The 25,887-nt window shown below is 69.1% G+C and carries 28 protein-coding genes and 1 pseudogene; 16 read left to right on the top strand and 13 right to left on the bottom strand.

Features of this window, described 5'->3' with window-relative positions; translation table 11 throughout:
- Nucleotides 1–229: 229 nt before the first annotated feature.
- The 5 genes from ABZ896_RS07855 (at nt 230) to ABZ896_RS07835 (ending at nt 5,234) form a co-directional block, all read left to right on the top strand.
- Entirely contained in the window at nt 230–1,198 is a 969-nt protein-coding gene (locus ABZ896_RS07855; RefSeq protein ID WP_360923593.1) for a TAXI family TRAP transporter solute-binding subunit, read from the top strand.
- A gap of 254 nt (nt 1,199–1,452) precedes the next feature.
- A complete protein-coding gene (locus ABZ896_RS07850) occupies nt 1,453–2,397 on the top strand; it encodes an ATP-binding cassette domain-containing protein (protein WP_360923591.1) in 945 nt (314 codons plus the stop codon).
- Nucleotides 2,394–3,248, top strand: a complete 855-nt coding sequence (locus ABZ896_RS07845) for an ABC transporter permease subunit (protein ID WP_360923588.1) — start codon at nt 2,394–2,396, stop codon at nt 3,246–3,248. Before ABZ896_RS07850 ends, ABZ896_RS07845 begins: the two co-directional genes overlap by 4 nt.
- Nucleotides 3,249–3,276: 28 nt before the next feature.
- On the top strand, nt 3,277–4,569 hold the full coding sequence (locus ABZ896_RS07840; protein ID WP_360923585.1) for a histidine kinase: 1,293 nt from the start codon (nt 3,277–3,279) through the stop codon (nt 4,567–4,569).
- Nucleotides 4,566–5,234, top strand: coding sequence for a response regulator transcription factor (locus tag ABZ896_RS07835; RefSeq protein WP_360923583.1), 669 nt, complete (start codon nt 4,566–4,568; stop codon nt 5,232–5,234). Before ABZ896_RS07840 ends, ABZ896_RS07835 begins: the two co-directional genes overlap by 4 nt.
- 140 nt (nt 5,235–5,374) lie before the next feature.
- On the opposite strand, the gene ABZ896_RS07830 is transcribed toward ABZ896_RS07835, so the two are convergent.
- Nucleotides 5,375–5,608 (bottom strand): hypothetical protein, encoded by a 234-nt coding sequence (locus tag ABZ896_RS07830; protein WP_360923841.1) that lies wholly within the window; start codon nt 5,606–5,608, stop codon nt 5,375–5,377.
- Here ABZ896_RS07830 and ABZ896_RS07825 point away from each other — a divergent pair.
- Nucleotides 5,522–5,991 (top strand): annotated as a pseudogene (locus tag ABZ896_RS07825) (substrate-binding domain-containing protein). The gene ABZ896_RS07830 and the pseudogene ABZ896_RS07825 sit on opposite strands and share 87 nt — an antisense overlap.
- Before the next feature lie 69 nt (nt 5,992–6,060).
- On the opposite strand, the gene ABZ896_RS07820 reads toward ABZ896_RS07825, so the two are convergent.
- Genes ABZ896_RS07820 through ABZ896_RS07805 form a run of 4 tightly spaced genes read right to left on the bottom strand, consistent with a single transcriptional unit; the run spans nt 6,061 to nt 9,670 of the window.
- Nucleotides 6,061–7,473, bottom strand: a complete 1,413-nt coding sequence (locus ABZ896_RS07820; RefSeq protein ID WP_360923581.1) for an amidase family protein — start codon at nt 7,471–7,473, stop codon at nt 6,061–6,063.
- Complete coding sequence (locus ABZ896_RS07815; protein ID WP_360923578.1) at nt 7,470–8,678, bottom strand: MAB_1171c family putative transporter; 1,209 nt, start codon at nt 8,676–8,678, stop codon at nt 7,470–7,472. Before ABZ896_RS07815 ends, ABZ896_RS07820 begins: the two co-directional genes overlap by 4 nt.
- Nucleotides 8,675–9,187: a hypothetical protein gene (locus tag ABZ896_RS07810; protein ID WP_360923576.1), complete on the bottom strand. Its 513-nt coding sequence runs from the start codon at nt 9,185–9,187 to the stop codon at nt 8,675–8,677. Before ABZ896_RS07810 ends, ABZ896_RS07815 begins: the two co-directional genes overlap by 4 nt.
- 42 nt (nt 9,188–9,229) lie before the next feature.
- Nucleotides 9,230–9,670, bottom strand: coding sequence for an XRE family transcriptional regulator (locus ABZ896_RS07805; protein ID WP_360923573.1), 441 nt, complete (start codon nt 9,668–9,670; stop codon nt 9,230–9,232).
- 1,075 nt (nt 9,671–10,745) lie between these two features.
- Between ABZ896_RS07805 and ABZ896_RS07800 the strand changes: the two genes are divergently transcribed.
- From ABZ896_RS07800 to ABZ896_RS07760, 9 genes are all read left to right on the top strand, one after another.
- A complete protein-coding gene (locus tag ABZ896_RS07800) occupies nt 10,746–11,651 on the top strand; it encodes a helix-turn-helix domain-containing protein (RefSeq protein ID WP_360923570.1) in 906 nt (301 codons plus the stop codon).
- A gap of 5 nt (nt 11,652–11,656) precedes the next feature.
- Nucleotides 11,657–12,349, top strand: a complete 693-nt coding sequence (locus ABZ896_RS07795) for a hypothetical protein (protein WP_360923567.1) — start codon at nt 11,657–11,659, stop codon at nt 12,347–12,349.
- A 147-nt stretch (nt 12,350–12,496) separates the two neighbouring features.
- Entirely contained in the window at nt 12,497–13,123 is a 627-nt protein-coding gene (locus ABZ896_RS07790; protein WP_360923564.1) for a WhiB family transcriptional regulator, read from the top strand.
- The gene (locus tag ABZ896_RS07785) at nt 13,120–14,826 is read left to right on the top strand and encodes a hypothetical protein (RefSeq protein ID WP_360923561.1); all 1,707 of its coding nucleotides are present in this window, start codon (nt 13,120–13,122) and stop codon (nt 14,824–14,826) included. Before ABZ896_RS07790 ends, ABZ896_RS07785 begins: the two co-directional genes overlap by 4 nt.
- A gap of 283 nt (nt 14,827–15,109) precedes the next feature.
- Nucleotides 15,110–15,268: a hypothetical protein gene (locus ABZ896_RS07780; protein ID WP_360923558.1), complete on the top strand. Its 159-nt coding sequence runs from the start codon at nt 15,110–15,112 to the stop codon at nt 15,266–15,268.
- 323 nt (nt 15,269–15,591) lie between these two features.
- Nucleotides 15,592–15,927, top strand: coding sequence for a plasmid mobilization relaxosome protein MobC (gene mobC / locus ABZ896_RS07775; protein ID WP_360923555.1), 336 nt, complete (start codon nt 15,592–15,594; stop codon nt 15,925–15,927).
- A complete protein-coding gene (locus tag ABZ896_RS07770) occupies nt 15,924–17,660 on the top strand; it encodes a relaxase/mobilization nuclease domain-containing protein (protein ID WP_360923552.1) in 1,737 nt (578 codons plus the stop codon). The genes mobC and ABZ896_RS07770 overlap by 4 nt, the downstream gene beginning before the upstream one ends.
- Before the next feature lie 82 nt (nt 17,661–17,742).
- Entirely contained in the window at nt 17,743–18,156 is a 414-nt protein-coding gene (locus ABZ896_RS07765) for a hypothetical protein (RefSeq protein WP_360923550.1), read from the top strand.
- Between the two features lie 95 nt (nt 18,157–18,251).
- Nucleotides 18,252–18,941, top strand: coding sequence for a hypothetical protein (locus ABZ896_RS07760; protein WP_360923546.1), 690 nt, complete (start codon nt 18,252–18,254; stop codon nt 18,939–18,941).
- A gap of 280 nt (nt 18,942–19,221) precedes the next feature.
- Here the strand turns inward: ABZ896_RS07760 and ABZ896_RS07755 are convergent, their stop codons facing one another.
- The 4 genes from ABZ896_RS07755 to ABZ896_RS07740 all read right to left on the bottom strand — a co-directional run bounded on the left by ABZ896_RS07755 (nt 19,222) and on the right by ABZ896_RS07740 (nt 21,680).
- A complete protein-coding gene (locus ABZ896_RS07755; RefSeq protein WP_360923543.1) occupies nt 19,222–19,719 on the bottom strand; it encodes a hypothetical protein in 498 nt (165 codons plus the stop codon).
- A 443-nt stretch (nt 19,720–20,162) separates the two neighbouring features.
- On the bottom strand, nt 20,163–20,849 hold the full coding sequence (locus tag ABZ896_RS07750) for a DUF317 domain-containing protein (protein WP_360923540.1): 687 nt from the start codon (nt 20,847–20,849) through the stop codon (nt 20,163–20,165).
- Nucleotides 20,850–20,924: 75 nt separating this feature from the next.
- The gene (locus ABZ896_RS07745; protein WP_360923821.1) at nt 20,925–21,206 is read right to left on the bottom strand and encodes a hypothetical protein; all 282 of its coding nucleotides are present in this window, start codon (nt 21,204–21,206) and stop codon (nt 20,925–20,927) included.
- 99 nt (nt 21,207–21,305) lie between these two features.
- Nucleotides 21,306–21,680, bottom strand: coding sequence for a DUF317 domain-containing protein (locus ABZ896_RS07740; RefSeq protein ID WP_360923537.1), 375 nt, complete (start codon nt 21,678–21,680; stop codon nt 21,306–21,308).
- 307 nt (nt 21,681–21,987) lie between these two features.
- Here ABZ896_RS07740 and ABZ896_RS07735 point away from each other — a divergent pair, with 307 nt between their 5' ends.
- Nucleotides 21,988–22,338 carry a DUF6233 domain-containing protein gene (locus tag ABZ896_RS07735; RefSeq protein ID WP_360923534.1) on the top strand — a complete coding sequence of 117 codons (351 nt, stop codon included), beginning with the start codon at nt 21,988–21,990 and terminating at the stop codon, nt 22,336–22,338.
- Nucleotides 22,339–22,512: 174 nt separating this feature from the next.
- On the opposite strand, the gene ABZ896_RS07730 is transcribed toward ABZ896_RS07735, so the two are convergent.
- The 4 genes from ABZ896_RS07730 to ABZ896_RS07715 form a co-directional block, all read right to left on the bottom strand.
- Nucleotides 22,513–23,526 (bottom strand): SpaA isopeptide-forming pilin-related protein, encoded by a 1,014-nt coding sequence (locus ABZ896_RS07730; RefSeq protein ID WP_360923531.1) that lies wholly within the window; start codon nt 23,524–23,526, stop codon nt 22,513–22,515.
- Nucleotides 23,527–23,560: 34 nt separating this feature from the next.
- Entirely contained in the window at nt 23,561–24,358 is a 798-nt protein-coding gene (locus tag ABZ896_RS07725; RefSeq protein ID WP_360923528.1) for a DUF317 domain-containing protein, read from the bottom strand.
- A gap of 74 nt (nt 24,359–24,432) precedes the next feature.
- Nucleotides 24,433–24,921, bottom strand: coding sequence for a hypothetical protein (locus ABZ896_RS07720; RefSeq protein ID WP_360923525.1), 489 nt, complete (start codon nt 24,919–24,921; stop codon nt 24,433–24,435).
- 29 nt (nt 24,922–24,950) lie between these two features.
- Nucleotides 24,951–25,835 carry a DUF317 domain-containing protein gene (locus tag ABZ896_RS07715; RefSeq protein ID WP_360923522.1) on the bottom strand — a complete coding sequence of 295 codons (885 nt, stop codon included), beginning with the start codon at nt 25,833–25,835 and terminating at the stop codon, nt 24,951–24,953.
- Between the last annotated feature and the right edge of the window lie 52 nt (nt 25,836–25,887).

Below are 25,887 nucleotides of genomic sequence, written 5' to 3'. Positions count from 1 at the left end.
CCGATCCAGCGGGCCAGATGCGCCTCTCGGCGGTGCCGCACTCGACGTCGTCCTGCCTCCGGGTGAACCCACGAGCTGCGACACAGACACGCCTCGATCTTGTAGCGGTTCCCTATGGAGACATCATGCGTCGACCGCTGTCCAGTCTTGCCAACGACGTCATCGAGTAGCAGACTGCGGGACACTGTTCCGCATCACGACACATTATTGTGCGCAAGGGAGTAGCAGCATGAGTGACAGTCCGCGTCTGAACCGTCCGGTCACCGTCCAGTTCCGCGCGGACTGGGGGCAGGCGAACTTCCACCGGATCTGCGGCTGGCTCTCCCAGGAGCTGGGCGATCGGTCACCAGAAGGCTCGCGTTTCGGCATTTGGAACGGACGCGGTGGGTCCGACCAGATCGCGGCGCTGCGTGCCAAGGAGTGCGACATCACCATCGTCACGCCGACTGCCGCGTTGAGCATGATGCAGCAGGCCGGCGAGCTGAAAGGCTTGGCCGCCCTGGGTGTTCTCCCGCAGCGGGACCGGCTCGTGGTCGCGGTGGACGCCGAACTCCCCGTGTCCACCGTGGCCGACCTGGCGTCCGTCGACCGCCCTCTCACGATCGCGACCTCCCAAGACGACGGGGTGAACCTGATCGGCTTCGCCGCTCACAAAGGACTCCGCCTGGCCGGACTCGACCCCGACCGGTTCTCGTTCTTCTACGACGAACGCCCCTTCCCGCCGATCCACCAGTTCGCGTCCGGCAAGGCCGACGTCCTCATCCACGAAGCCATCATGACCCCCCACTGGCAGAGCATCGACCGGGTCCGGCCGGTCAAGTACCTGCCCTGGGGCGACGCCGTACTGGACGCGTTCGAGGCCGAGGGATGGGGCCGGGCCACCGTTCCCGCCGGCTACCTTCCGGGCCTGGAAAAGGACCTCACCACGCTGGACTTCGCCGACTTCGGACTGCTGTGCCGCGAGGACATGGAAGACGACCTCGCCTATCTGGTCACCTGGTGCATGGTCCGCACCCGGGCAGCGCTGGAGGGGCAGTACCGGCACATCCCGGCCGACCGCTCCCCCATCGGTTACCCGCTGGTCCCCGCCGACATGGCCCGCACCCCGCTCCCGCTGCACCCCGCAGCCGCACGTGCTTATGCGGACCTGGGCGACGGCGAACTCCCTGAGGACGACGGGTCGGTCATCTGGAAGTGACACGGTGATCGGCCGGCAATGTCCGACCGACAGATCGCCCCCGCGAGTATGGGCCGGCACGAGTGTCGTGTCGGCCACTGGCGGGGACCCACGGCTTTGAGTCCTGTATCTCAGATCAGACTTCTCGTACCGCGGTACTAGACGCTCGCAAGAGTTCCGACCGCAGTAGCACGAGATCCAAGGACCCGCCCGCCTAGCTTTGGCGACAGAGGCGCCAGAACCGTCCGGCGCCACCATTCCGAGGACACAACTCGATGATCGAGGCACAACAACTCACAAAGAAATACGGCGAGAAGACAGCCGTGGATCGACTGGACTTCGTCGTACGACCTGGCACCGTCACCGGCTTTCTCGGGCCGAACGGTGCGGGGAAGTCCACGACCATGCGCATGATCGTCGGGCTCGACGCGCCGACGAGCGGTTCTGTCACGGTCGCCGGCCGCCGGTACGCCGAGCACCGGGCGCCGCTGCAAGAAGTGGGCGCACTGCTCGAGGCCAAGTCGGTCCACCCTGGACGTTCGGCGTTCCAGCATCTCAACGCCCTTGCACTGACCCATGGGGTGCCCCGCGGCAGGGTGGACGAAGTCATCGATCTCGCGGGCCTGGCCAGCGTCGCCAAGAGGCGGGCCGGAGCCTTCTCCCTCGGCATGGGGCAGCGGCTCGGCATCGCTGCGGCGCTGCTGGGTGATCCCCAGACGGTGATGCTGGACGAGCCGGTGAACGGGCTGGACCCCGAGGGCGTGTTGTGGATCCGCAACCTGTTGCTCGGACTCGCGGCGGAGGGGCGCACGGTGTTCGTGTCCTCTCACCTGATGAGCGAGATGGCTCTGGTGGCGGACCACCTGATCATCGTCGGCCGCGGGCGGCTGCTGGCAGACACGACTGTGCAAGATCTCGTCCGCGAGGCGGGCGGCGACATGGTGAACGTGGCGACGCAGGATCCGACGAGGTTGCGTGAGGTCCTGGCGGGGCCGGACGTCGACATCACAGGTCGGCCGGGCTCCGAGGCACTGCAGGTGCGGGGTCTGAGCGCCCGGGAGATCGGCCTCAAGGCTGCGGAGAGCGGAATCGCGCTGTTCGAGCTCAGCCAGAAGACGGTGTCCCTGGAGGAGGCGTTCATGGATCTCACCAAGGACGCCGTGGAGTACCACGCATCCGCCTCCACGACCGGCATCAAGACCCCGGGGAGGGCCGCATGAGCATCATAACCGTGCCGACCGGGACTCCCGAGACGCCCGAAACTGGCTCCTCACCGCGCCCCGCCTACCGGGTGACCGGCGTGCGGGTGGTGCGTTCGGAGTGGGCCAAGCTGTGGTCGCTGCGCTCGACGTGGATCACGCTGGGCCTGGCCCTGCTGTTCCTGGTGGCGGTCGGGCTCATCGCCACAACGCAGTACAAGTCGCAGCTCGACTCCGGAAAGCCCCTGGACGGCGACTTCGCCGACGCGACGGCCGTGAGTCTCGCACTGTTCGGTACGGGTTTCGCCCAGCTGGCGATCGGCGTCCTGGGCGTGTTGGTCACCGCCGGGGAGTACTCGACCGGCACGATCCGCGCCACGCTGGCCGCGGTGCCCCGCCGGTTGCCGGTCCTGTGGTCCAAGTCGTTCGTGTTCGGTCTGGTCGCACTGGCGGTGGGAACCTTCGGCGCGTTCGCCACCTTCCTGTTCGCCAGCGGCATCGTCGACGGCACGAACGCCGCCCGGAGCTTGTCGGACGCGGGGGTTGTACGCAGCCTGCTCGGCGCGAGCCTCTACCTCGGCCTCGTGGGAGTGATGGGCGCGGCGCTGGGGGCCCTGCTGCGTTCGGTCGCGGGCGGCATCTCGGTACTGGTAGCCGCCCTGCTGCTGATCCCTGGTCTGGTGCAACTGCTGCCGAAATCCTGGCAGAACGACATCAGCCCATACCTGCCCGGCAGCGCGGGCGAGGCGATGTACTCCCTGACCCACGACTCCACGACCTTGTCGCCGACAGCCGGCCTGCTGGTCTTCCTCGGCTGGACGGTGCTGGCGCTGGCCGGAGCGGCGTATCGCCTGGTACGCAGCGACGTCTGACGACCGGCACTGCGGAGCCCCGATCCCCATGACCACCGACGACTTCACCGAGATGGGCCCGTACATCGCCCGTCTCAGCCGGTTCGGTGAACGGCTGAGACGGTCCGACGCCGAACGCCCGTGGGTGGTGGACATCGCGGTGGTCGGGCTGGTCTTCGTGCTGTTCTGTCTGCCGGACCTGATGGATGGGGGCGTCACCGGGGACGGTGACGTCCCCCGCGCGCTCCGCTCCACACTCAAGCAACCGACGGTGGCGGGAATGCTCGCTCTACAGGCCGGGCTGGTGCTGCCGCTGCTGTGGCGGCGCCGGAAGCCATGGCCGGCGTTCGTCGCCGTGGTGACGGTCTTCGCAGTTCAGTGGGCACTGGGCATCGCGTTGCGCGCAGACATCGCCCCGCTCGTCAGCCTGTACAGCCTGGCCCTGCACGGGCGGCTGCGGCAGCTGCCGCAGGCCGGCACAGCGATGCTGGGGGCGATGGTGCTGGTCGCGGTGCGCGTCTCCGTCGCCGTCTCGGTCTGGGTCGCCCTCTTCTTCCTGCTCAGCGCCGCGACCGCTGCGTTGGCACTCGGCCTCGCACTACGGATCCGTCGGGCCCAGGTCGCCGGATTGCGGGAGCGAGCGGCACGTCTGGAGATCGAGCGTGATCAGCGCGGCAGGCTGGCGGTCGCCACCGAACGCGCCAGGGTGGCGCGCGAGATGCACGACATCGTTGGCCACAACCTGTCCGTCATGATCACGCTCGCCGACGCCGGGGCGTACGCCACCGCCGTCTCCCCGCAACGGGGCAAGGAAGCACTCGTCCTGATCGGAGACACCGGTCGTCAGGCACTGGGCGAGCTGCGGCGTGTGCTCGGCCTCCTGCGTGATGCCACAGAGGAGCGCACGCGCGAGCCCGAGCTGAGCCCGCAGCCCGGCCTCGCGGACGTCGACGCGCTGTGCGCCAAGGTACGCACCGCCGGGCTGGAGGTCGTCTACCGGACCGCGGGAGTCTCGGAACACCTCGACGACGGCGTGCAGTTGACGGTTCACCGCATCGTGCAGGAAGCCCTCACCAACACCCTCAAGCACGCCGGCGCCGGCACGCGGGTGCATCTCACGATCGCCATGGAGGACGCCCGGCTGAAGGTTCGCGTCCATGACACCGGCCCGGTCGGCCAGAGCCGTATGCCACAGAAGTCGAATGAAGAAGGACACGGGTTGGTGGGCATGCGCGAGCGAGTGGCTCTCTATTCCGGCAGTCTGAGCGCCGGGCCGGCGCCTGGCGGAGGATGGGCCGTGGAGGCGACCCTCGACCTCACGCCCCGGGGCGGTGCCTCATGATCACTGTGCTCATCGTCGACGACCAGAATCTCCAACGCTTCGGCTTCCGCGTCCTGTTGGAGTCCGTGCCCGAGATGGAGGTGGTCGGTGAGGCGGCGCACGGGGCGGAAGCGGTACGAAAGACCGCCGAACTTCACCCCGACGTCGTCCTCATGGACGTACGAATGCCGGGCATGGACGGCATAGAGGCCACTCGCCGCATCGTCGCCACCGGCGGTCGTTCCCGCGTACTCGTCCTGACCACCTTCGACCGGGACGAGTACGCCCACGCGGCCCTCCGAGCCGGCGCCAGCGGGTTCCTCCTCAAGGAAGCCCGTCCTGATGAACTGCTCGCCGGTATCCGCGCCGTCGCTGTCGGGGACGCCGTCGTCGCCCCCGCCCTGACCCGCCGTCTGCTGGACGAGTTCGCACACCACTTGCCTCTGCGCCGCAAGGATCCGGCAGAAGATCCGAGGCTCGCCTCGCTCACCAACCGCGAGCGCGAAATCCTCATCGCGATGGGCAAAGGCTGGACCAACGGCGAGATCGCCGCTCGTCTGGTCGTGGCCGAGTCCACCGTCAAATCCCACGTCGGCCGTGTCCTGGCCAAGATCGGAGCCCGCGACCGCGTCCAGGCCGTGATCATCGCCTACGACCTCGGACTCGCCCGGCCTCAGGTCGACTGAGCGAACCCAACGGAGGGGGCAGCCGCAGGACGCGCCGCTTGTCCGCGCGTCGACGCGGGTGGAGGGGCGCGAGCGCGCGAGCTGGTCGACGCAGTGGGAAGCTGCCAGGCAGACCCTTGAGACCAATCGGTCACGGCGGTCTACTCGATGCCGGCAATCGGCGTGCGGAACCCCCAGGAGAGACGGCCTTCGGGCTCCTCTCCCATGAGCAACGCTCCATCGAGTGCGGCGATGTGCGGATGGGTCCGCTCCGAAATGCCCTCCACCGTGCGGCGCAGGGCGTCCCAGTGCTCGTTGGGCGCTTTGCCGGCGCCCCGCTGCTGAGCACAGCCGAACGACAGCGCGAAGGGTGGCTTGTCGCGCTGCGCGCCCATGGCCTATCCCACACCCAAGAGCTCGACATGCCCGGCCCCTACACCCGCGTCTCCGGCTACCAGCGGACCCGGCAGGCTCTCGACGCGGGACTGGACTTCACGGCGGCCTTCGCGGGCACCGACATGGTGGCGGCCGACGCTCTGGCCGCGCTGCAGGAGGCCAGGCTGGACGTCCCGGCGACGTGTCTCTCGTCGTCTTCGACGACGTCGCCTTCGCCACCGGCCTCTCCCCCGCGCTCACCACCGTCCGGGTTCCGTACGAGGACCTGGGCCGTACGCCGGTCGGGCTGGCTCTGGGCCGCGGAAAACGTCTGGCGACCGACGACCACGTGGTACTCAGCACGCAGCTGGTGATACGGCAGTCGGTACGTCGGCTGAAGTGACGAGGTTGCGCCACCTCGTCCTCGACAGGATCAACGTCGCCGGGCGGACACCACGGTGATTCTGCATCCTCACTCGGAGGCAGGAAGTAGGGATGCCAGTCCGTCCGCCACGGCAAGTAGAACGCGGTCGGCGTACGGTCGACCGACGATCTGGACGCCAATAGGCAGGCCCTGGGTGGTCGTGGCCACTGGTACGACCAGGCTGGGAAGGCCGATGTGGCTCGTGAGATTGGCCCAGCTGGTCTGATCGAAGAAACTCCGCTCCTGGCCATCGACCGTAAGGGTGCGGCTGCCTGCCGGGATCGCGGGCGTTGGTGCGGCCGGTGTGACGAGAACGTCGTGTTGCGTGAAGAAGTACTGCCAGTCCGATCGGAGTCGGGCGCGTTCTTCGTTCGCGCGCAACCAGCTGCGGTGGGTTTGGGTCCGGTGGCGGAGGAAGATTGCGCGGGAGCTGGTCTCGTCGTCCTGCAGTTGTCGTGCCGCGGCGAGTTCAGCGGCAGCGGTCTCGTCATTCGTGGTGGCCGTCGCGGTGGCATGCAAGAGCTGTTCAAACAGGCGTGTGGAGTCGGCGAAGCCAGTAGGTCCGTGTGTGTGCCGGACCAAGGCGCCGGCTGCGTTCAGCGTTTCCTCCAAGGTGACCAGAGCCTGCGAGGTCTCCTGGTCGACAGGGCAGTTCGGGTCCTCGGACCAGATCGCAATGCTCAACTGCTCGATGCTCTTGCCGACCGTCGGCAGGTCTACGCGCCAGGGCGTGCCCTCGGCGGGTGCCGGTGTGGTGAGCGCGGCGAGTAGCAGGTCGAGGTCTCGGGGGTGGCGAGCCAGGGGGCCCGGAGTAACCATGTCGCTGCTGGTGAGCCAGCCCGGTGGCCGGGGAACGTGGCCGCGGGCCGGAACGAGTCCTTGTGTCGGCCTCAGCCCGTACACCCCGCAGTAGTGGGCGGGCAGGCGCAGCGAGCCGGCGAGGTCACTGCCGAGGTCGGCGGGGGTGAGATGGGCGGCGACCGCCGCAGCAGGTCCTCCCGAGGAGCCGCCCGTTGTTCGCGCTGCGTCGTGCGGGTTGAGCGTGCGGCCAAAGAGGGCGTTATCGGTGTGGAGGTCCTGGCAGTACGCGGGGGTGTTTGTCTTGCCCATGATCACCGCGTCCTGGTGGCGGAGCCGCGCAACAGCGTCTGCGTCTTGGTCGGGAACGTGGTCTGCCAGTTCCTCGGCTCCGCTGGTGGTGCGAAGGCCAGCCGTTTCGAAGCTGTCCTTGATGGTGATCGGGAGACCGTCGAGGACCCCGCCGACCTCACCGCGGGCTCGGCGCTCGTCGGCGGTGTGAGCGGCTTGCCGGGCCGCATCGTCGTCGCGGGTGATGACGGCGTTGAGAGTGGTGGCGTCGATTCGCGCGAGGTGAAGGTCCAGCAGCTCTCGGCTGGAGATCTCGCGGCGGTCCAGGGCCCGCAGCTGGATGTGCGCGGGCTGGCGGGTCAGATCGGTCATATGGAGGCTCGCTCAGGGTGGGGGGTGCGGGCACGTTGGCGGGGAAGGTGGCGGGCAACAGCGAGGAGGGCGTCGATGTCGTCCATCGGTTGGCTGGTCTCGGGGTCGGTATCGGCGAAGTCAGTGAGCTTGTCAGGATGGGGATGCTCGCCAGCCTTGTGGGCGGCGATGGCGGCGAGTATCTGGTCGGCAGTGACAGCAGCGTTCAGTTCCTCGCCCGCGAGTCCTCGCGCCCTGTGGTGCGCTTCGCTGCTTTCACGGACGCCCGCTTCGAGGTACTGGCGGATCACGAAGCGACCGTCACGGATCTCCACCGCCCGTCGGTAGAGCTTGAACCCGATGCTGCGAAAGCGGCGGCGCTGGGTGGGGTCGCCATGGTCGACCGGCAGGCGGATCTCGGGGGCTTCGCTGGAGAAGGCCAGCCACAGGGGGCGCAGCCGGTAGTGGCTGAGGTGCTGCTTGATCCAGTAGCGGACGTTCTTGGCCTGGTCGGTGATCGTGGGCACCAGCCAACCGATCAGCGTGAGCATGGCGCCGACGTCGCCGCACGTCCAGGCGAAGTTCTCCCAGCCGGCGAGGGAGATCCCGAAGGCGGGGGCGATGACGTTGCCCGTCCGCACGCCGCTGTATCCAAAGGTAACGACGGCGCCCAGGGCGACGACCCGCAGACCGACGCGGACGGAAGAGCGCTTGCTGCGCCGGGCCAGCCGCCAGCAGCCGCGGGCGAGGAGCACCTCGCCGATCGTGTACGCGGTGACGTAGAGGGTGAGGTAGGCGGCGTACGTGTTGTCGTGCGCGTAGTACAGCGTGAAGTCGATCGGCCTCGGTGCGCTCGGCGTCAGCAGGGCGAAGAGCACCAGTAGCCCCGCGATCACTGCGAAGCCCGCACCGAGCCAGGCTCGCGCTCTTCTGCGGGCGATGTCCGGGGGTGACCCCCAGTAGGTGAGGACCACCTGTTGGCAGGCGATCAGCGCCATCACGCAGCCCTGGGCCAGAGGGACAGAGAGGTTCACGGTGCCCAGGACGCGGTCGAGGTAGTCCCACATCGGGGTGATGGAGAACAGGAACGACAGACCCGACAGCAGGAAGACGGAGGCCAGGGCCGTGGTAGCGGGGTCACGGCGCCGGGCGGGGATGTCCCGCAAGAGGCAGAGGAATCCCAGGACGGCGACCACGAGGCTGATCGGGTGGAGCAGGTCCTTCACGGCCGGGCCTCCCGCCTGCGCAGCAGGGTGTGCGCAACGCGGTCCAGGACCTCGTCACCGGAGGACTCGTCGCTGCGCAGCCACCGGTCGATGATCCGGCGCTGGAGGAGCGAGGCGAGGAGCTCGGTCTCGTGCTCCTCCGCGTCGTCGTACTTGGTCCGCCCCAACATCATCTGCACGATGGCCGGGTCCATGGTGGTGATGAGCGCCGGCGCGAGAGCAGACAGCGGGCGGGCCTCGTGGTGCCCGAGGAACAGATGCATGAACTCGTGAGCGATGATCTGATCTTGATGCAGGCCGCTGGTCCGCGGGTCGTAGAACACGTAGATGACGGCCTCCAGGACCGCACAAGCCCCGCAGACCGACGGTGCCTGCTCTTGCGGCTGCAGGATCACCTCGCGCCCCGTACGACGGGAGACCTCGTCGCGTAGGTCGCGGATGTTCGTGACGTCGGGGAGTTCCAGGGCGGCCAGGGGATCATCCTGGCGCCACCTACCCGTGGACCACATTGCCATTCCTTGATCATTTCCTGAACTGTAGCCGGAATTCGGCTAGTTGGAGGGCGGCAGCCCCTCCATCTTCCGCACGCCGTCCACGAGACCGAGAACCGCTTCCTTTCCGTCCGCCGAGACGTCGGACAGACGGAGGAGCACATTTTTGATCTTGGAGTCGCGGAGCAATTCCAGCAACTTCAGTTCCTCCGTGGTCTTTTCGGCAACCTCATCGTCAAACCAGTAGGCGGCGGGAACTCCGAAAAAACTTGCCAGCGCTTCAAGGTGACGCTTCGTCGGATTGTCCCGGCGTCCGGTGCGCAGCATCCAGAGATAGGTGGAGGTCACGGTTTCGAGCCCTCGCTCGGCCATCAGCTCGGCCACTTCGGAGTTGCTGTACGGGCCGCGGCCAGGCGGATGCACCACTTCAAACAGGCGGTTGAGCCGGTCACTGAGCCTCTTCGCGTGAAGGCTCACCGGCTCCTCTGCTGGCTCTTTCATGGTCCTTCCCAAGGGGCGTGACTTAACAGGGGTTCAGCCACTGTACCCTGCGATTAACGTCAGTTGACGCATCGATCTTGCGTATGGAAAGTTCTACCCCGCAAACACTATCGGCGTTTGCGCGTCCGCCCTTCGGGACGGTCTGTCCGTTTCTACCGATAGATGTGCATCGCATGGGTGACACGTGTCACTTCACCCTGCCGGCAATGGCTGCACCTGTAATGGAAATGCGAATTTAATCTTCGAATGGAAAGGAACTGTGGAGACGCTCGATCACCTTCGGGATGCCCGCACGGTTAATTTCGTGAGGTCATTCGAAAATCGCTGTGCCCGGCCGGTGCTCGCTATGCTCGTGGATGAGCGGCTGACGCTTTGGCGCCGCGCCCGCACCGGAACGGCGCGGGCGTCTGCGCCGACCGCGTGGTGCTCGTCCCTCACGGTGACAACCTGCGTCGCTGACACCAGTCGGCGGTTGGTCGCCGCCACCCGCCTCGGTGTGGCGGGTGCGGAGGGGGACGCTGTGAGGGTCCTCCTGGAGTACGGCGGGACTATCAGCCTGCCGCTTGTGTCACGGCCCGCCGCCTCCACGCGTAGGCGCAGGTGCCGGCGCCTTCCGGCGCGACTTGTAGAGAGTCCTTTAGCAAGGTCTGGATCTTGCCGCAGGTCCTGCATATGTTCGTCGTCCCTCGCCGGGCTCTCCGCCCGGCGGCAGCCGACGCCAGGAGCCACATGCGGAACGCACGATCCAGCCGGGTGAGATAGCCCGGAACACAGCGACGGCGCCCAGGGAGCGGTAACTCCCGGACGCCGAACGCCAACTGGTACTCCTGCCCCGGCAAGGGCGGAGATTTACCCACCTTCCCGCACCGGTCCTTTCCTACGAGGCACACCGGCGCGAGTTTCACCACGGAGGAGAGTCCCACATGCCGCCTGCCCTGCGCAAAGGGCCGGTAACCCCGGCTTGCGCGGCAGCCGTCCTCGCATCACCGCCCGATTCCCTGGCCGTGCACCGGGCGCCCGATGCCCTCGCTCTGGCGCCGGCTCCCGGCACCCGTCCCGTCGGGGCGGTGGCCCAATGAGCCGGGACACCCGCGAATGGGCGTGGGAGCACAGCGCCAGCCGTGGAAACGCGCGCCTGGTCCTGCTGTCGATCGCCGACCGGATCCCCGACGCACAGTGCGTCGCCTGGGCATCCCTCACCTCGCTCATGAGGCGTACGAACGCCAGCCGCAACGCCGTGCGCGCCGCCATCACGGCGCTGGCCGTGGCCGGCGAGCTGGAGGTGCTCGACGACCTCGACGGCCCGCAGCACAGCACGGTCTACCGGCTGCCCCAAGCCGCCGCGTGGCTGGCCAAGGTCGCGGCGGCCCGCAAGGACGATCCCGAGGCTTATGTCGAGCCCCCGGCCGCGTCCGATCCGACGCCCGAGCTGGACATCGAGCGGCTGCGCAGGCACGGCATCTGGCCCAAGACCCGGTCGGAATCCGACCCCCCTCGTCAGGATCTGACCGGGTCAGAATCTGCACCCCCTCGTCAGAACCTGACCCCTCCCCGGGTCAGATCCCGACCCCTGCCCGGGTCAGATTCTGCCCCCCAGAACCGTAGTGAACCGAAGGTGAACCGTAAGGACAGCAGCAATGGTGCTGCCGGTCTCACCTCCGCTGCGGACTGGCAGGTCGATGACGCATGCCTGTCCTGGGCCCAGCAGCAGGGACATCTCGCACGTCTCGGCGAGCACGGTCTCCAGGCCTCTGACGCGAAGTGGCGCCACCACCGTGCCGATCGGAGCCCTCGCTCCGCCGCAGCCTGGGCTGCCGACTGGCGGTCCTGGATCGCCCGCGAGCACAGCCCCACCCCCCAACGCCCGAACCTCTACGCCCTGCCGGGCGGTACTCCCCCGCCGCAGACCGGCATGACTCGCACCGAGGCACACATGGCCGCCCTGCTCGCCGCCGTCGACGACCCGACCGGAACGGAGTAACTACCTTGGACCGCCGTGAAGTTGCTGCCGTGCTCACCTACGTCGGCCGCCTGGACCCACGCACCATCCGCACCGACGCGGGCGAGGCCCGCGACCAACTAGCCATGTGGCACGAGCTGCTCAACGACGTCCCGATGGCCACCGGCCAGGGCTGGGACGTCCGCGATATCGTCCGCAAGCGCATCGTGAGTTCGCCATACCCGATTCTGCCGGCCGATGTGGCTCGCGAATGGCAGGTGCACCGCCGCGAGCGTCTGGCTCGGCACACCGACCCGACCCCGATAGCCGACCCGGACAATCCGGAAGCCTGGCGGGCGGAGCTGCTCGCGGCGCGCGATGCTGTGGCGACGGGGCGCACCGCACCCTCGGCGCATCGCGGGATCACCGCAGGGCGACACCGTCCGGGCCTCAAGGATCAGCTGGCCGCCGTCGGCTCCTACATCCCGGCCGCCGTACGCGCCGAGCTGGCCCCGTACCGCCCGGCCCGCGCCGCCCGCGAAGCCGCCATCGCTGCCGGAGGCCCCGACGTCCTCGGCATGCCGTGCGACTGGTGTCACGCCGAGAAAGGTGAGCCCTGCCGCCGCCGTCGCATCAGCCTCGACGGCACAGCGCGGGGTAACGCACCGCGCGCCACGGCTCACCCCGGCCGCATCGACCGCGCCCTGGCTGCCCAGAACCAGCAGGCATCCGCCGCCTGACCGCAGCCCGCTTCTCCACCACAACGTTCCGCCTGCGGTACGGACCCCATCCTGTACCCCGAGCCCGCCTCGAAGCGCCCTCGGCACCCTGAACCACCACCTGGGCCGAGCGACCCTCGCCAACCGAGGCGACTTCCGGAGACTGCCTTGCGCCACATCACCACCAACCACACCCCCACCCCCACGATCCGCGGTATCGCCGACCACAGCTGGCAGGAGCGGGGCCAGTGCCACGGCCTGCCGGCCAAGGAGATCGACGAGCTGTTCTTCCCGGCGGCCCGCGACCGCGCGGCCATCGACGCGGCCAAGGCGATCTGCGGCAGCTGCCCAGTGAAGAAGGCGTGCTTCGACTACGCCCTCGACAACGAGATCCGCCAGGGCATGTGGGGCGGGCTCACCGAGGACGAACGCCGCCCCTGGCACGCCCGAGTCAACAAGCGTCTGGATTACGCCCGAGTCAAGGCCGCGTTCGAGGGCCGCGACGTCCACCTCAGCGAAGCCGAGCGCGATGCCGTCACCCGGCACGCCTACGTCCGCGGCTGGAACCCCGAGCGGCTCGCTTACGCATTGCGGCTCGATCTCGACTGGGCGCGCGACCTGATGCGCAACGCCGCCCATGCCGTTGCCGACCGCGACCGCTACTGGGGGCAAGGCGACCCGGCCGACGACGAGTACACCGAGAACGAGGACGCCGAGGCGGCTGCCTCGCCGGTGCAGGTGCCCCGCCAGGCGCAGACCCACGCCCTGATCACCGCTCTCCGAAAGGCAGCATGACTCACCCCGTCGCCATGCTCTCCCTCCCCTTCGGCATCGAGCCCGTCAACCTCGTCGCAGCCGTCGGTGTGCTCGCCCTGGTGCTGGCCGGGTGGTCAATCCGGCGCAACCGGACCCGGGCGGGCGGCCCGCGCGCCGCCACCCCCGCAGTCTGGGTCGCGGCCCTCGCCGCCCTCAACTGCACCGCCTACAGCGCCGACACCAGCTGGCGCTTTGCCGCCGACTACCTCGACATCGCCGGCACGGTGGAGCGGGCCATGATGTTCAGTGCGGCCGAACTAGCGCTGTTCGCGACCGCGCTGATGGCCCGGCAGAACCTGAAGACGCAGGGAGCACCCGGCCTGCCGGGCGGCGTAGTCTGGGTGATCACCGGGGTGCAGGTCATCCCGGCATACGCCGAGTCAGGCACAGTGGGCGGCACCGTGCGTGCCTTCGTCGGCCCTGTCATGGCGGCCGTGCTGTGGCACCTGGCCATGGGCATCGAGCTGCGACTGCACAAGCCAGACGCCACCTCCCAAGGACTCCTGGCAACTCTCGGACGTGAAGTGCGGGAGCGGCTCCTCTCCCGCCTCGGCGTCGCGACCCGCAACCGCGATGCCGCGCAGATCACCAAGGACCGCGCGACCCGGCGGGCAGTGGCCCTCGCCTCCCAGTTGGCCGGGATGCCCGAGGAAGAGCGTGAGAAAGGCCGTGGCAGCCGGATCACGCGTCGGCTTCAGTCGGCTCTCGCACGATCCGGTGTCGGCACCGATCCAGCCCAGCGGCGTGCGCTTCTGGAGCAGCTGGCCGCCCGCCGGCACGCGACGGAGCTCGCCACCGTGGTCCTGCCGTCGCCCTGGATTCAGCCCTCGCGCGACGAGGACGCCGATCGCGGGGACCGGTCCCCTCTCCCTCCGTCGATCACGACTCCGTCGGCGAACGGGACGCATGCGAGTGCATGGATGAGCGCGGTCCCCGGCGACGGTCCCCGAAGCACCACATCGATCGGGGACCGGGCAGACGGGAACCGTACGGAACCGGGGACGGGACACGGGCCCGACGGTCCCCGTCCCCATCCGGTCTCGGTCGGCGACGAGGACCCAGCCGCCGAGTCCAGCTCGGTCGCGCTGCGCGACGGCCAGGAGGCGGCGGTCGGGGACCGGGAGACCGTGCCCGCCGGAGCCGAAGAGCCCAATGACGAGGCGAGCGGCCGTGCCGATGGAGTGGACGAAGCCGCTGTTCAGGGGGGCGCAGGAGGATCCTCGGTGTCCTTTTCCACCGGGGACGGGGACCGCGAACACCCCGGCACCGAAACAGGGACCGAGGCCAATAGGGACCGTCCCCACAGAGTCCCCGACCACGACGGGGACCGCGAACGCCCCGACTCCGAAACGGGGACGGAACCCGACGGGGACCGTCCCCGCACCGTCCCCGTACAGCGGGCGCCGAAGGCGAGGGCACCCCGGAACCGGCCGGGCGGCGGTCAGTCCACCCGGTCCCGGAGGCAGCCGAAGCTGAGCGTCGAGGAGATGGTTGAGCGGGTCCGTCCCCACGTGCCCGCGCTGCTCAAGCGTGACGGGAACGAGTCCCTGACCCGGGTTCAGCTCCGGGAAATCCTGCGCGCCCAGAAGATCCGGGGCGGGCGGAACGAGGATCTGACGCCGGTTCTGCAGCAGCTCCGCACCGACGCGGGCACCACGACGGCACGGAGTACGGCTCGATGAAGAACTGCCGGCGCTTCGCGTACATCAAGTCCGGCTTCGAGCAGGACATCATGTCAAGCGCTCCCGGGGCTCCGCGTCGGTGAGGACCAGCGCGAGGAACGCCGTCGTGGTGAGGCGGAACCTGGCGGGGGCCTTGAACCAGCACCTCGATCGCTGCCACGAGTGCGGCTGACTTTCGTAAACCAGCAGGTCAAACGCCTGCTTCCACCGATCCTTCCGGTGGCCTGTCCTCGGCCGGGCCAGGCCACCACCACCGCGCTGGAGGAACCCGCCATTCCTGCCCGTGTTCCTGCACGCCGCCGTGCTCCCGTCGCACGGCCAGTGGCTCGTCCAGCACTGTGCCGCATCCCCCGTCCAGCTCCTCGACGGCCCGGCCGCCATGGTCGATTTCGCCGCCGACATCCAGCACCGCATCCGCACCAGGAGGAACCGCATCCGATGACAGATCCTACGACGCCTCCCACCCCCACAGCAGGTGAGGCGGAAGCCAACTCCAGTTCAGCGGGAGCAAGTTGGTGCAAGAGCATTGCTCCCGTTGGGAGCAATGCTCTTGCGTCTCCCGCCCCAGGGGTGGCGGGAGCGGATCGGCACCGGGGGGCGCCGATCCGTCAGGATGCGGCCGAGGGCGGACCGCATCCTGACGAAGGGGACAGCCACTCCTGCCACAGCAGCGACTGCGCCCACGCCAGACCGCCGAAGCCCCGCGTCCAGCAGCGTGAGCGCCTGCGCGACGAGAAGAAGCGCATACACCAGCCGAGCTGCCGCATGAACGACGCCGAATACCACCTCCTAGTCCGCGCCGCAGCCGCCTGCAGCATGAGCGTCGCCAACTACCTCGCCCGCGCCGCGCTCAAAGCCGCCCGCAACCTCGACCTCACCGCCGCGGAAATCGCCAGCGAACGCGAGATGCTGCACGAGCTGTTCGCCCTGAGGGCCGCACTCAACCGGATCGGCAACAACCTCAACCAGGTTGCGGCAGCACTGAATTCGGACGAGCCCGCACCGCAGGCCAAGGCGGTCCTCGCGGGTGTCGACCGGGTCTCTCTGCGTGTGGACGCCTTCGTCCAGCGCTACCTGGACGGCGAGCGTCCCGCCGCATGATCCCCCGAGTCCACGACATGGGCAACGACACCTACGGCCTGCTGGAATACCTGTACGGTCCCGGCAAGGCCGAGGAGCACATCGACCCCCACCTTGTCGCCGCGTGGGACCGTCTGGCCCCCGACCCCGGCCGTGCCCCCGGCCGCGACCCCAGGGCGACCAAGCGTGACCTGCAACGCCTGCTGGACCAGCCCGTCATGGCCCTGCCCGAAAGCGCCAGGCCCGCCGAGCACGTATGGCACCTGTCCGTGCGCGCTGCGCCCGAAGACCCGATCCTCACCGACGAGCAGTGGGCGGACATCGCCCGCCGCATGGTCGCCGCCACCGGTATCGCTCCCAAGGGCGACGATGCCGCCTGCCGCTGGGCGGCCGTCCGTCACGCCGACGACCACATCCACATCATCGCCACCGTCGTCCGCCAGGACGGCCGCCGAGCCCGTATCCGCCACGATGGCGCCCGCTCCCAGGCGGAAGCCCGGAAGATCGAAGTCGACTACGGGCTACGCCGGTTGAACACGGGCGACGGCACCGCCGCCAAGCGCCCCACCAGCGCCGAACGCCACAAGGCGATCCGCCAGGGCAGAGAACGAACCCCACGCGAGGAACTGCGCGAGACGGTACGCCGCGCCGCCGCCGGAGTCGCCAACGAGCAGGAGTTCTTCGACCGCCTGGCCGCCGCCGGCCTCCTGATCCACCAGCGCGTCGCGCCCTCCGGCGATCTGCTCGGCTACAAGGTCGCGCTGCCCGACGACCGCAACGAGAACAAAGAGCCGATCTACTACTCGGGCTCCACCCTCGCCCCCGACCTCTCCCTCCCCAAAATCCGCGAACGGTGGGCCGCCAACGCTTCCGAACCTGACCGTGACGCCGCCACCGAACCTTCCTCCGGATCCGCCCGTATCAGCCCGTCGACCGCGCGCCGCCAGGCGACACGGGCGGTCTGGCAGGCCGTGCTCGTCCTCGACCGGGGCGACGACGGGCAGATCGCCGCGCATCTCGCCGCGGCCGGCGAGGTCCTCGACGCGTTGGCCAAGACCTCGGCCGCGCACACCCGGCGCGAACTGCGCGACGCCGCCTTCGTGTTCGAGCAGGCCACGCGCTCCCACATCCGGGCCCAGCGAGGCCACGCCCGCGGTCTGCGGCAGGCCGCCCGCGACCTCGTCCACGGGGGGCCTGCGCTCGGCCGTGGGGAGGACGGCGCCACCACCGCCATGCTGATCGACATGGTGTTCTTCCTGGTCACCGCTGCCGCCCACTGGCACGGGATGAAGGAGCACGCCCAGCAGGCCGCTGCTGCCCGCGAGGCCGCCGAGCACCTGCGCGCCGCCTACCAGGCCGCCGCACCAATGTATCTGGGCGTCATGCGCGAGCGTGGCCGGCGCCTGTCCCAGCCCCTGCTGCACAAGCAGGCCACCTCCCTGCGCCGGGCAGTGCCGGAGCTGGCCGAGCAGGTCCTGGCCGAGCCGGGCTGGTACGCGCTGGCCGCCACCCTCGCCGACGTCGAGAGCGCCGGTCACGACCCGGCCGCGCTCCTGGCCCAAGCCGCCGCCCGCCGGGAGCTGGACACCGCCGACTCGATCAGCGACGTCCTCGTGTGGCGGCTGCGGCGGATGGCCGATCTGTCCGCGGACGCCTCCTCCACGCCACCGCACACCACCCCCACGCGCACCGCCACCCGCAGGACCGCGCAGCGCGCGGCGAAGGGCAAGGATCGTTCCGGCAAGACCCGCTGAATTCAACAATTCTAGAGTTGCAGCAGGTCAGGGACTTGCGGCACTCTCCTCGTGCAGGTGAGACGACAGAGATGGAGACCGCGTGTTCCGACGTACACGTGCGGAGAGAGACTTCCGTGAAGCCCAGCGTGCCGGCCAGGCACTCCTGGCGATGCACACCGAGTGGCCGCTGCCCGACGCACCCGGCCCGGAGACCACAGCGCCGGACTTCCTGCCGCCGGACTTCCGGGCACCGGTCCGCCGGGACGTCTCAGGCTTCATGATGCGCTGGGACCGGCCGCTCGTCATCGACGGGGACGTCCATCAGTGCCACTGCGGTGCGTACCGGAACTGGATCGTCTTCAACATGCGCGACGACTCGGTGTGGCTGCGCTGCCCAGCCGGCCACGAGACGAAAGAGCCGCGCCTGGACACCGCCTGGTACAACCGCAACTCCGGTCCGGTCGACCGCTTCCACCCCACCCTCGAAGAGGGCCTGCGCCACCTCGGCCACTGAAACCCGCGAAACCCCTTCCCCTGCCCCTGCGTTCGTCGGCGCCCGGACAGCCGGCCCGGTCAGACCATCCGTCCCGCACCACAAGGGGTTTCCGCATGCGCCTGTCCACCACGACCGCCCTCGGCCTGAGCGCCCTCACCGTCCTTGCCCTGGCCGGCTGCTCCACCCGCATGGAGCCCGCCACCACCTCCACGTCGTCTTCCACGCCTGCGCCTCAGGACGGCACGCCGAAGGCACCCGCGCCGCTGTCCTCGGCCGAGCTGAAGACGCGGCTGCTGAGCGAGAGCGACCTGGGCGAGGGCTACACCAGCACGCCGCCGCCCGCCGTCCGGCACGACGACGTCACCGTGATCGGCTGCCCGGCACTGGCCGAGCTCGACAGCGACACGGCCACCAGCACCAGCCTCAGCTTTCCCCGCAAGGCCAAGGTGTCCTTCACCTACGCTGGCAGCAGCAGCTCCGAGCTGTCCGAGGAGCTCTACAGCGACGGCGCGGCGAAGCTGTCCAAGGGCATCGGGACGGTCTTCGACGCGATGCTCTCCTGCCCCACCTACCAGGTGGTGTCGGGCAGCACCGTCATCGACATGGTCACCACGAAGACGAGTGCCCCTCAGCTGGGTGACGAGCGGTGGAGCCAGCTGCTCACCTACTCCGCCGGCGGGCAGAGCAGCGTCGTCAAGCAGACGGCGATCCGCAGCGGCAACGTCCTGGTGATCGTCTCCGGGTCTCCCGCTCTCGTCGACGCCCACCTCGCCGACGCCGTCCAGGCGGCGCAGGCCCGCTGACGTACGACACTCCGAAACGCCCCGTTCTCCCCTGCTTTTCGGGCCAGGACGGGGCGTTCGTCGTCCGGAACTACATCGGACAACTCGAACCACGCCTGCCGCCCCCGTGTCGCTGACACGCCCGCGCTGTCCGGGCACCTGGCGTACGGCACGGCACAACACCCCCGACGCAACGGAAGCGGGCCCGCTCTCTCACCATGACAACGGTGAGAAAGCGAGCCCAAGTAGTGGGACACTCAGCGGACGGCGTGGCACGGTCAAAGCAGACCAGTGCACGAGGTCATGACAGCGCGGGCATACCCGCCTCCGGCGCACGAGGCCGTTCGATAGCGAGCAGCCGGTCGTGGTGGAGGCCCAGCTCCACGATCTCGTCGTCCGCGGGCACGTAGGTGAGGATCGTGAGCCGCCGCCCCCGGGCGGGCTGGGTCACGGTCAGGACGTGGTGCCGGTCCAGGCAACCGGACACGGTATACGCGTCACCGGAGTTGAGGTCCGTAGCACGTCCCTGAAAGGTCTTCAGCTCCCGGCGCTGGGTCCACCAGCAGGCCCGCGCCCGCATCCGGGCGAGTGCCGTCGTCCGTCGGTCGCGCTCGGTCTTCCAGGCGCGACAGCAGGGGGCGCACTCCACGGTGGCGTCGGGGTTCGGGGCGGAGAGCGGCAGGCCGCACAGGGCGCTGCGGGTGGCGGTGTTGCGGCGGTGTCCGGTGACGAGGTTGCTCCGGCCGCTGGGCGCCCAGAGCACGTCCTCCTCTCGCGGGCACACCTCGTCGGCGGGCACTCGCACCTCGCCCGCCAAGCGGTGGAAGCGGTTCAGAGCGGCGAAGAGCGCGGTGCAGTTCGCACACTTCCGTCGCGCGGACGATGGGCGGGGATCGAGCGATTTGCCGCAGTAGCCCATCAGGTGGCCCGGGATCGGCCGGTGCGCAGTGGCCCCTTTACCCGTCCCGACAGCAGGCCGGGAATCCGGCTCTCCACCAGGGTGCGGCGGCGTGGTCAGAATCCGGAAGGCGCGCGTGCAGCTCTGGCACAGGGAGTGTGCCGTGTTCTCTCCGATCGGCGCAAGGTCCGCCGAATGAGTGGCGCATACCGTTAACGGCTCGGTGCCGAGCATCACGCCGTGGTGGGCAGTCCCTGTCGTGGGCGAGATGGACAGCAGGATCAAGGGCAGGGGCAAGCAGACCTCCAAGGTCAAGGTGGGGATGGTGAGGGTGTGCCGTGTCGTCAGTCGCGGCGTACGACGGTGAGCCGGTCCTGCGTCCCGTGGGGCAGGGTGCGCCGGGCAACGGGGACCGGAGAGGCGAGCGAGGCGGCGAAGACCGCGACCAGATCGTGAGGGACGCTGGCGCTGAAGCTGGCGCACCACAGGTACGGCGCTCCCAGCACGGGTTCCGCCCATGCCTGCCATCCCAGAAGGTCGTCCCGGGGGTCAGCGTCCTGGACGAGCGGCGGCAGCGTCTCCAGGGAGATGCTGGCGGAGAAGCCGGGGTCAGTGGCGGTCGTACGCGGACGGTCCAGGTCGCGCAGCCAGCCACACGCGCTGAGCACGGTGAGCACCGTCTCCGCGTCCTCGAACCCGGCATCGGGCGCTTCGCGGGCGTCGAGCGCGAGCAGGAGGTCGGCGATCGCCTCGTGTGGGACGCCAGCGGTGAAATACACGTTCCACTCGGTCATGGCCGAGGCGGTGTGCGGGCGCGCCGACAGTTGCCAGGCCACGGGGAGCCCGCCCAGCTCGAACGGGTAGGCGGCGAGGATCCATTCGGCGCCGCGCAGACCGTCGGGGCTCACGTAGAGCAGGGTGTTGCGGGAGGTCGGCCACATGCGCCAGCCGAGACCGCTGAGGGTGTCGCCGATCCGCTCGGCGAGGGCATCGTCATCGCCGGCCAGGTGGCGCGGGGTGACCCAGTACACCGGGTCCGGCGAGTCGGGGTGGGAGGGATCGATGGGGTGGTACGGGTGCAGGGGCGCCTCCGTGAGTTCGATGGATCACTGGCCGGTGTGCGGACCGGTCGCGCCGCGCCGGCGACGCGAGGGTCCCTCAGCCGGGGGTTGCCAGGTCAGAGCGACCGCCACCGCGGGTGGCAGGGGGCCGAACTGCACGGCCTCCTTGGACTCGGCGATGTAGACCACCCGTCGGCCCTGCTCGTCCACTGCCGACTCCACACCGCCCAGCAGGTGGGCCATGGGGAAGAAGGGGTTGACGGCGAGGCGGACGGGCGTGTCAGGGTTGTACGCGGACAGCAGGTTGAGCAGGTCACCGACGGTCATCTCGCGCTGGTGCGATTCCAAGGTGTTCTCCAAGCAGTAGCGAGCGAGGCCGCGAGAGCGGAAGCAGGGTACGCGGGGCGTACGAAGGGACGGGACGCGTCAGTCACAGGGGCGGGAGGCGGCCAGGATCTGGGCCACGACAGCAGCAATGATCTCCGCTGGGGTCTCCGTCCCGAAGGACATCCGGTAGCCGGGGACGTTTGCAGTGCCGGTGACGGCGATCACCCAGCCCCTATCCGTCGCCCGGTCATCATCGGGACCGCCGGGCCGGCCGTTGGGGAAGTAGCCGAGGTAGAACCGGCCGTCGCGCGAGCCGATGTGGACATCGGCCCGGTCGTCCACGATGTGGGTGAAGTCGGCCTCCGTGAACTGGTCGATCACCTGCATCGGCTGGCCGGCGCCGAGCTTCCAGGAATGAAGCCGCAGGGCCGCAACCGTCGTGGAGAATCCCGGTTGATCCGCATCCAATGACACCGCATCACCTCTCTGACCTGGCGTTTTAGGGAAGGTCGTTTAGGTTGACATGGCGTCACGGCGATCACCAGTCCTTGCCGGATCTTTCCTGTCTGCCGCAGGCGAACTGCCGTCTGCTGAGATCCGGACACGGGAGCTGGAGTCCGGGGTGCTGTCGATGAACAGCGCGTCCGGAGATCGGCCGCTCACCGACGGCGTCCCCGCCAGGATCACGCTCTTGCCGGAAGCACAGACCGTAGGTGCGGCTCTATGAACGTCTTCTTACGACACACGGACACCCCTGGCATTACCGCGTAGGGGTTCCTGCATGGACAGCTACGGAGAGCAGCGTCGAGGCCGTCGAATACTCCGTGTGGGTTACAGAGGGAGTTGCAAGCCGATCGGGGGGTGTGGACGTGTCGGCCGTGCCGACGCATCGGCCTCCGGAGACCCTGCTGCCACCGCAGCCGTCGGGGTGGTGGTAGGGCCTGATCCACGACGTCGCGGAGGGACGATCGTGCACGACGTTGTCTGCCCCGAAGCAATCGATGGGGGCAAGGGAATGGGCACGGTGGAGGCGCTGGACGCATTGATGCGGCCTGGCGCTTCACCATGCCATGAGTGCTGCACGGCTGAAATCCTCCTTCCTGCAGCGGAGTTGGGCAAAGGAGACGGGTAGCCACCACCGCGTTTCCGCTCGCCACCTGCTGTGAGTCAGCCGCCGGTTTCCTCTGGAGAGGACTGGACCAGCGAGCAGAGCACCTTGTCCGTCCGCTGGCCGGCCGGGCAGACGAAAACCCCCGAACTCCGCATGGGGAATTCGGGGGCTGGTGAGAAGATCCGTCCAGCTTGATCAGTTCTGTGCGCTGCCACTCTTGTCCGAGGTACGGCGGCGCCGTACCGCGAAGACAGTTCCACTGCCCGTGGCGAGGAGGACACCGGCGCCGCCGAGCAGCCACGGGGTGGCATCGGCTCCGGTGTGAGCGAGGGAGCCGTCCGCGGTCTTCGAGGAAGTGCCGGACTCGTCGGCTGTCGGCGAAGAGCCGGTGCTCGTCGTCGGGGAGCCTGCCGTGCTGGCCGCCGTGCCACCACTCGCCGTGTCGCCCGGCGCGGTCGCCGTGTCGGTCGGCTTCTCGGATGACGTGGGGGCGGGGGTCGTGCCGCTGGTCTTCTTGGCGTTGGTGATGGTCACGGTCACCGGGTCGCCCGGCTTGGCCTTGAACTTCTTCGTGGACGTGTAAATCGCGTAGCCGGCGGGCACCTTGACCTGCTTGACCCAGAAGGTGCTGCCCGCGCGGGAGTTGATGGGCAGTGTGCCGCTGGCCGTTCCCTCGGAGCCGGTAGTCAGCGTCAGGATGGTCGTGTCGCCGCTGCCGATGTTGACCATGGACCCGGCCAGCAGCTTGCTGGTCTTGTCGTCCTTGGCCTTCAGCAACAGGGAGGCGGACTTGAACGGGTCGATGATCGTCAGCGGGGTGTCAGCACCGGGAGTGACGATGACGTCCTGGTCGTCCACGACGTCGTGCAGCGGGCTACCGGAAGCCGTCTGCTTGAGCCGGTAGATGCCCGGCGCGAGGTCGGAGAAGGCCAGCTTCGCCTGTGTGTCGGTCTTGCCTCGTCCGGCTTCCTGGCCGGCGGAGTCGAGCAGCAGGAACGCGGCGTCGCGGAGCATATCCCCGGCCGTGTCCTTCACGGTGATCTCGACGCCGCCCACGTCAGGGGCCGGTGTTTCTGCGGGAGCGGCGGAGGCCGAGGAGGTCAGCTCGGACGGCTGCGCCGTCGCGGCCGACGCCCAGCTGAGGGTGCCGGTTACCGCAGCGGCGACGGCAGCGGTTCGCACGGCGCCGCGGACGAAACGGGGATGCACGAGAAGAGGGGCTCCTTGTCAGGGGCTGGGAGGGTCATCGGGTCCGGCCGGAGGCCGGGGCGGGAGGCGGCGGGGCCGCAAGCGTGTTACTGGGCGCCTGCCTGGCTGTCGTGGTGGTGACGTAGAGGGCGCGGCGGGTGAGGACAGGGATGTCCTGGACGGTGCGGTGCAGTGGCTCGGTGGAGATCAGCGAGGCGGTGAGGGCTGCGACGAGCGTGGTGGGTGTCCCGAAGGAGAAGCGGGCCGTCCAGTGGGGCTCGCTGGGGAATCCGCCCCAGGCCCGCCAAGCTGGTCTGTCGGCGCCGTTGGCGTACTGGTGGCGTACGCCACCGAGTTCGTCCGGGGTGAGGAAAGTCTGTGTGCCGTCGGTCTTGACGTCGTGGCTCCAACCACAGGCGAGCAGCGGTGCGTATGCCTCGTACGGCGCCATCTCTTCCTGGAACAAGCGGTCTTGGTCGCTGTGCCGGTCTTCGAGGTAGAGGTCGAGCAGTTCGGTGTGGACGTCGTGGAGCAGTTCGACGGGGGTGGTGGCGTCAAAGGTGATCCACCAGGCTGGCGGGGTGAAGTCCGGCGGGGTGAACGGGGCTTGGTGTGCGGTGGTGGTCCACGTGCCCTTGCCGGGCTTGTCGGGCTGGGGGTCGTAGGTGGTCTGCAGTCGCAGGCAGGGGCTGAACGCGGTGGCCGTGCCGTTGTCAGTCTGAGCGAACAGCCAGCCCTCGTCGAAGGGGAAGGCCCATGCCGTGCGGGGGTCGAGGGCGCCGGGTCCGGCGAGGTGGCGGGGAAGCACCTGCACGGTCTGGGCCGAATCGAGGTTCTCCAAGGGGTGGGTCATCACAGGCAGTGCTCCTGCGGGAAATTACGGAATGCCGAATGCCGAACGTCGGGGCCGGTGAGTGGGGGCGCGGCTCAGCGGGCGCGGGCGCCGGCACGGGTGACCGGCGCGGCGACAGAGGGGCGCGGGGGCCCGCTCGCGGTGTGGCTGGGCGCGGATGCGCTCCAGGCACCGGGGAACCAGATGGCGCTGTACTGCTCGATGGCATCGCGCAGCCCGGTGGTAACGGCGCCGTCCCACGGTGGCCGACCGGGACGGTGGTACTTGTTGAATGTGCCGTACCCGCTGGTGTTGCGGCTGGTGTTGTTGGCTTCGTCGCGCCGGTGGAAGGTGCCGTGGTCCACGAAGCCGAGGGCCACAGCGTCGATCTCGCCGCGGTCCGGGTGGACGACCGCCAGACGCAGCCCGCCGTAGGTGTCGGCGTGGATGGTGCGGCTGAAGTCGATCCGAAGCCGCAGGGGCGTGCCCGGAACCGGGGCCGCGTAGTAGGTGTTGCCGACGACGGTGTGGTCGTGGAACGGGAGGCACAGTTCGGCAAAGAACTCGGGTGCCTGCAGGGACAAGGAGTCTCCGGTCGGGATCGGGGCCGGTGTTAATGGCGCGGGCTCGGCAGGGCCAGGCGGCTGGTGGTGCTCCAGCGCGGGACGCTGGTTGTGGGCAGCGCGGCCGGGCGACGGGAGGCGAGGCGCTGCACGTCGAGCGGGGTCGGACCGGGCGGGCGCGGCGGGAGGATGGGGGTGAGCTGGGCCAGGTCCTCGACGTAGCTGTAGGTGGATTCGCGCCAGCGAGGCAGGGGGGCGGGATCGCAGACGGACTCGGTGACGGCCTTAAGCAGGGCGACGGGGGTGTCGGTGCTGAAGGTGGCGTACCAGAAGGGGCGGCTGAGGGAGGTGCCGGCCCACAGCTGCCAGCGGGCGTCGCGGGTAGTCAGCTCGATTTCCGCAACGAGATCGCCGGTGGTGTACTCCAGGGCGGCGAGCCCGTCGGGTGACTGGACGGCGAAGACGCCCCCTCGGGGGCAGTCGAACAGCCAGCCGCGGTTGACGAGCGGATCGATGGCGAGGAACGGGTCGCGGTCCTTGCTCCCGGAGACCGGACGGGCGAGGTAGCGGTCCGGGCCCCGTTCGTACGCGGCGGCGAGCGCAGTGGTGAAGGCGGTCACGAACTCCGTCGGCGCGGAGTCGTTGAAACAGACGCCCCACAGGGGCAGGCCGAAGGGGTCCTTGTAGGCGTTGATGCGCCACAGGCCGTCGTCCTCGCCTTCGGGAAGATAGCCCAGTCGCACCCTGCGGTCCGGGGCGTTCAGGTAGGCGTTGCCGAGGTCGTCATGGTGCAGTTCCCAGCCGAGGTTGCGCAGCGGGTCGAGGCCGGGATCGCCGACAGCGGTGGTACTGGCGAGATGGCGGGGGGAGACATAGACGTCTCCGTCGATGGTGCGCGTGCCCGGCGCCGACCAGGAGGCCGAACTGCCGCTCACCGTCGAGGAGGCCTACCGGGGCGGCCGCCGTACGGTCACCCTCGCCGGGCCG

Origin of the sequence: Streptomyces sp. NPDC047072 (assembly GCF_040643855.1) — a bacterium.
Lineage (GTDB): Bacteria > Actinomycetota > Actinomycetes > Streptomycetales > Streptomycetaceae > Streptomyces.
Note: the sequence above shows the minus strand (reverse complement) of the source record. Positions and strands in the feature narration are given on the sequence as shown.

Coding starts and splice junctions, on each gene's coding strand:
- ABZ896_RS07855 (WP_360923593.1), top strand. CDS start 230: ATGAGTGACAGTCCGCGTCTGAACCGTCCGGTCACCGTCCAGTTCCGC.
- ABZ896_RS07850 (WP_360923591.1), top strand. CDS start 1,453: ATGATCGAGGCACAACAACTCACAAAGAAATACGGCGAGAAGACAGCC.
- ABZ896_RS07845 (WP_360923588.1), top strand. CDS start 2,394: ATGAGCATCATAACCGTGCCGACCGGGACTCCCGAGACGCCCGAAACT.
- ABZ896_RS07840 (WP_360923585.1), top strand. CDS start 3,277: ATGACCACCGACGACTTCACCGAGATGGGCCCGTACATCGCCCGTCTC.
- ABZ896_RS07835 (WP_360923583.1), top strand. CDS start 4,566: ATGATCACTGTGCTCATCGTCGACGACCAGAATCTCCAACGCTTCGGC.
- ABZ896_RS07830 (WP_360923841.1), bottom strand. CDS start 5,608: ATGGGCGCGCAGCGCGACAAGCCACCCTTCGCGCTGTCGTTCGGCTGT.
- ABZ896_RS07820 (WP_360923581.1), bottom strand. CDS start 7,473: ATGACCGATCTGACCCGCCAGCCCGCGCACATCCAGCTGCGGGCCCTG.
- ABZ896_RS07810 (WP_360923576.1), bottom strand. CDS start 9,187: ATGTGGTCCACGGGTAGGTGGCGCCAGGATGATCCCCTGGCCGCCCTG.
- ABZ896_RS07805 (WP_360923573.1), bottom strand. CDS start 9,670: ATGAAAGAGCCAGCAGAGGAGCCGGTGAGCCTTCACGCGAAGAGGCTC.
- ABZ896_RS07800 (WP_360923570.1), top strand. CDS start 10,746: ATGAGCCGGGACACCCGCGAATGGGCGTGGGAGCACAGCGCCAGCCGT.
- ABZ896_RS07785 (WP_360923561.1), top strand. CDS start 13,120: ATGACTCACCCCGTCGCCATGCTCTCCCTCCCCTTCGGCATCGAGCCC.
- mobC (WP_360923555.1), top strand. CDS start 15,592: ATGAACGACGCCGAATACCACCTCCTAGTCCGCGCCGCAGCCGCCTGC.
- ABZ896_RS07770 (WP_360923552.1), top strand. CDS start 15,924: ATGATCCCCCGAGTCCACGACATGGGCAACGACACCTACGGCCTGCTG.
- ABZ896_RS07760 (WP_360923546.1), top strand. CDS start 18,252: ATGCGCCTGTCCACCACGACCGCCCTCGGCCTGAGCGCCCTCACCGTC.
- ABZ896_RS07745 (WP_360923821.1), bottom strand. CDS start 21,206: ATGACCGTCGGTGACCTGCTCAACCTGCTGTCCGCGTACAACCCTGAC.
- ABZ896_RS07735 (WP_360923534.1), top strand. CDS start 21,988: ATGGACAGCTACGGAGAGCAGCGTCGAGGCCGTCGAATACTCCGTGTG.
- ABZ896_RS07725 (WP_360923528.1), bottom strand. CDS start 24,358: ATGACCCACCCCTTGGAGAACCTCGATTCGGCCCAGACCGTGCAGGTG.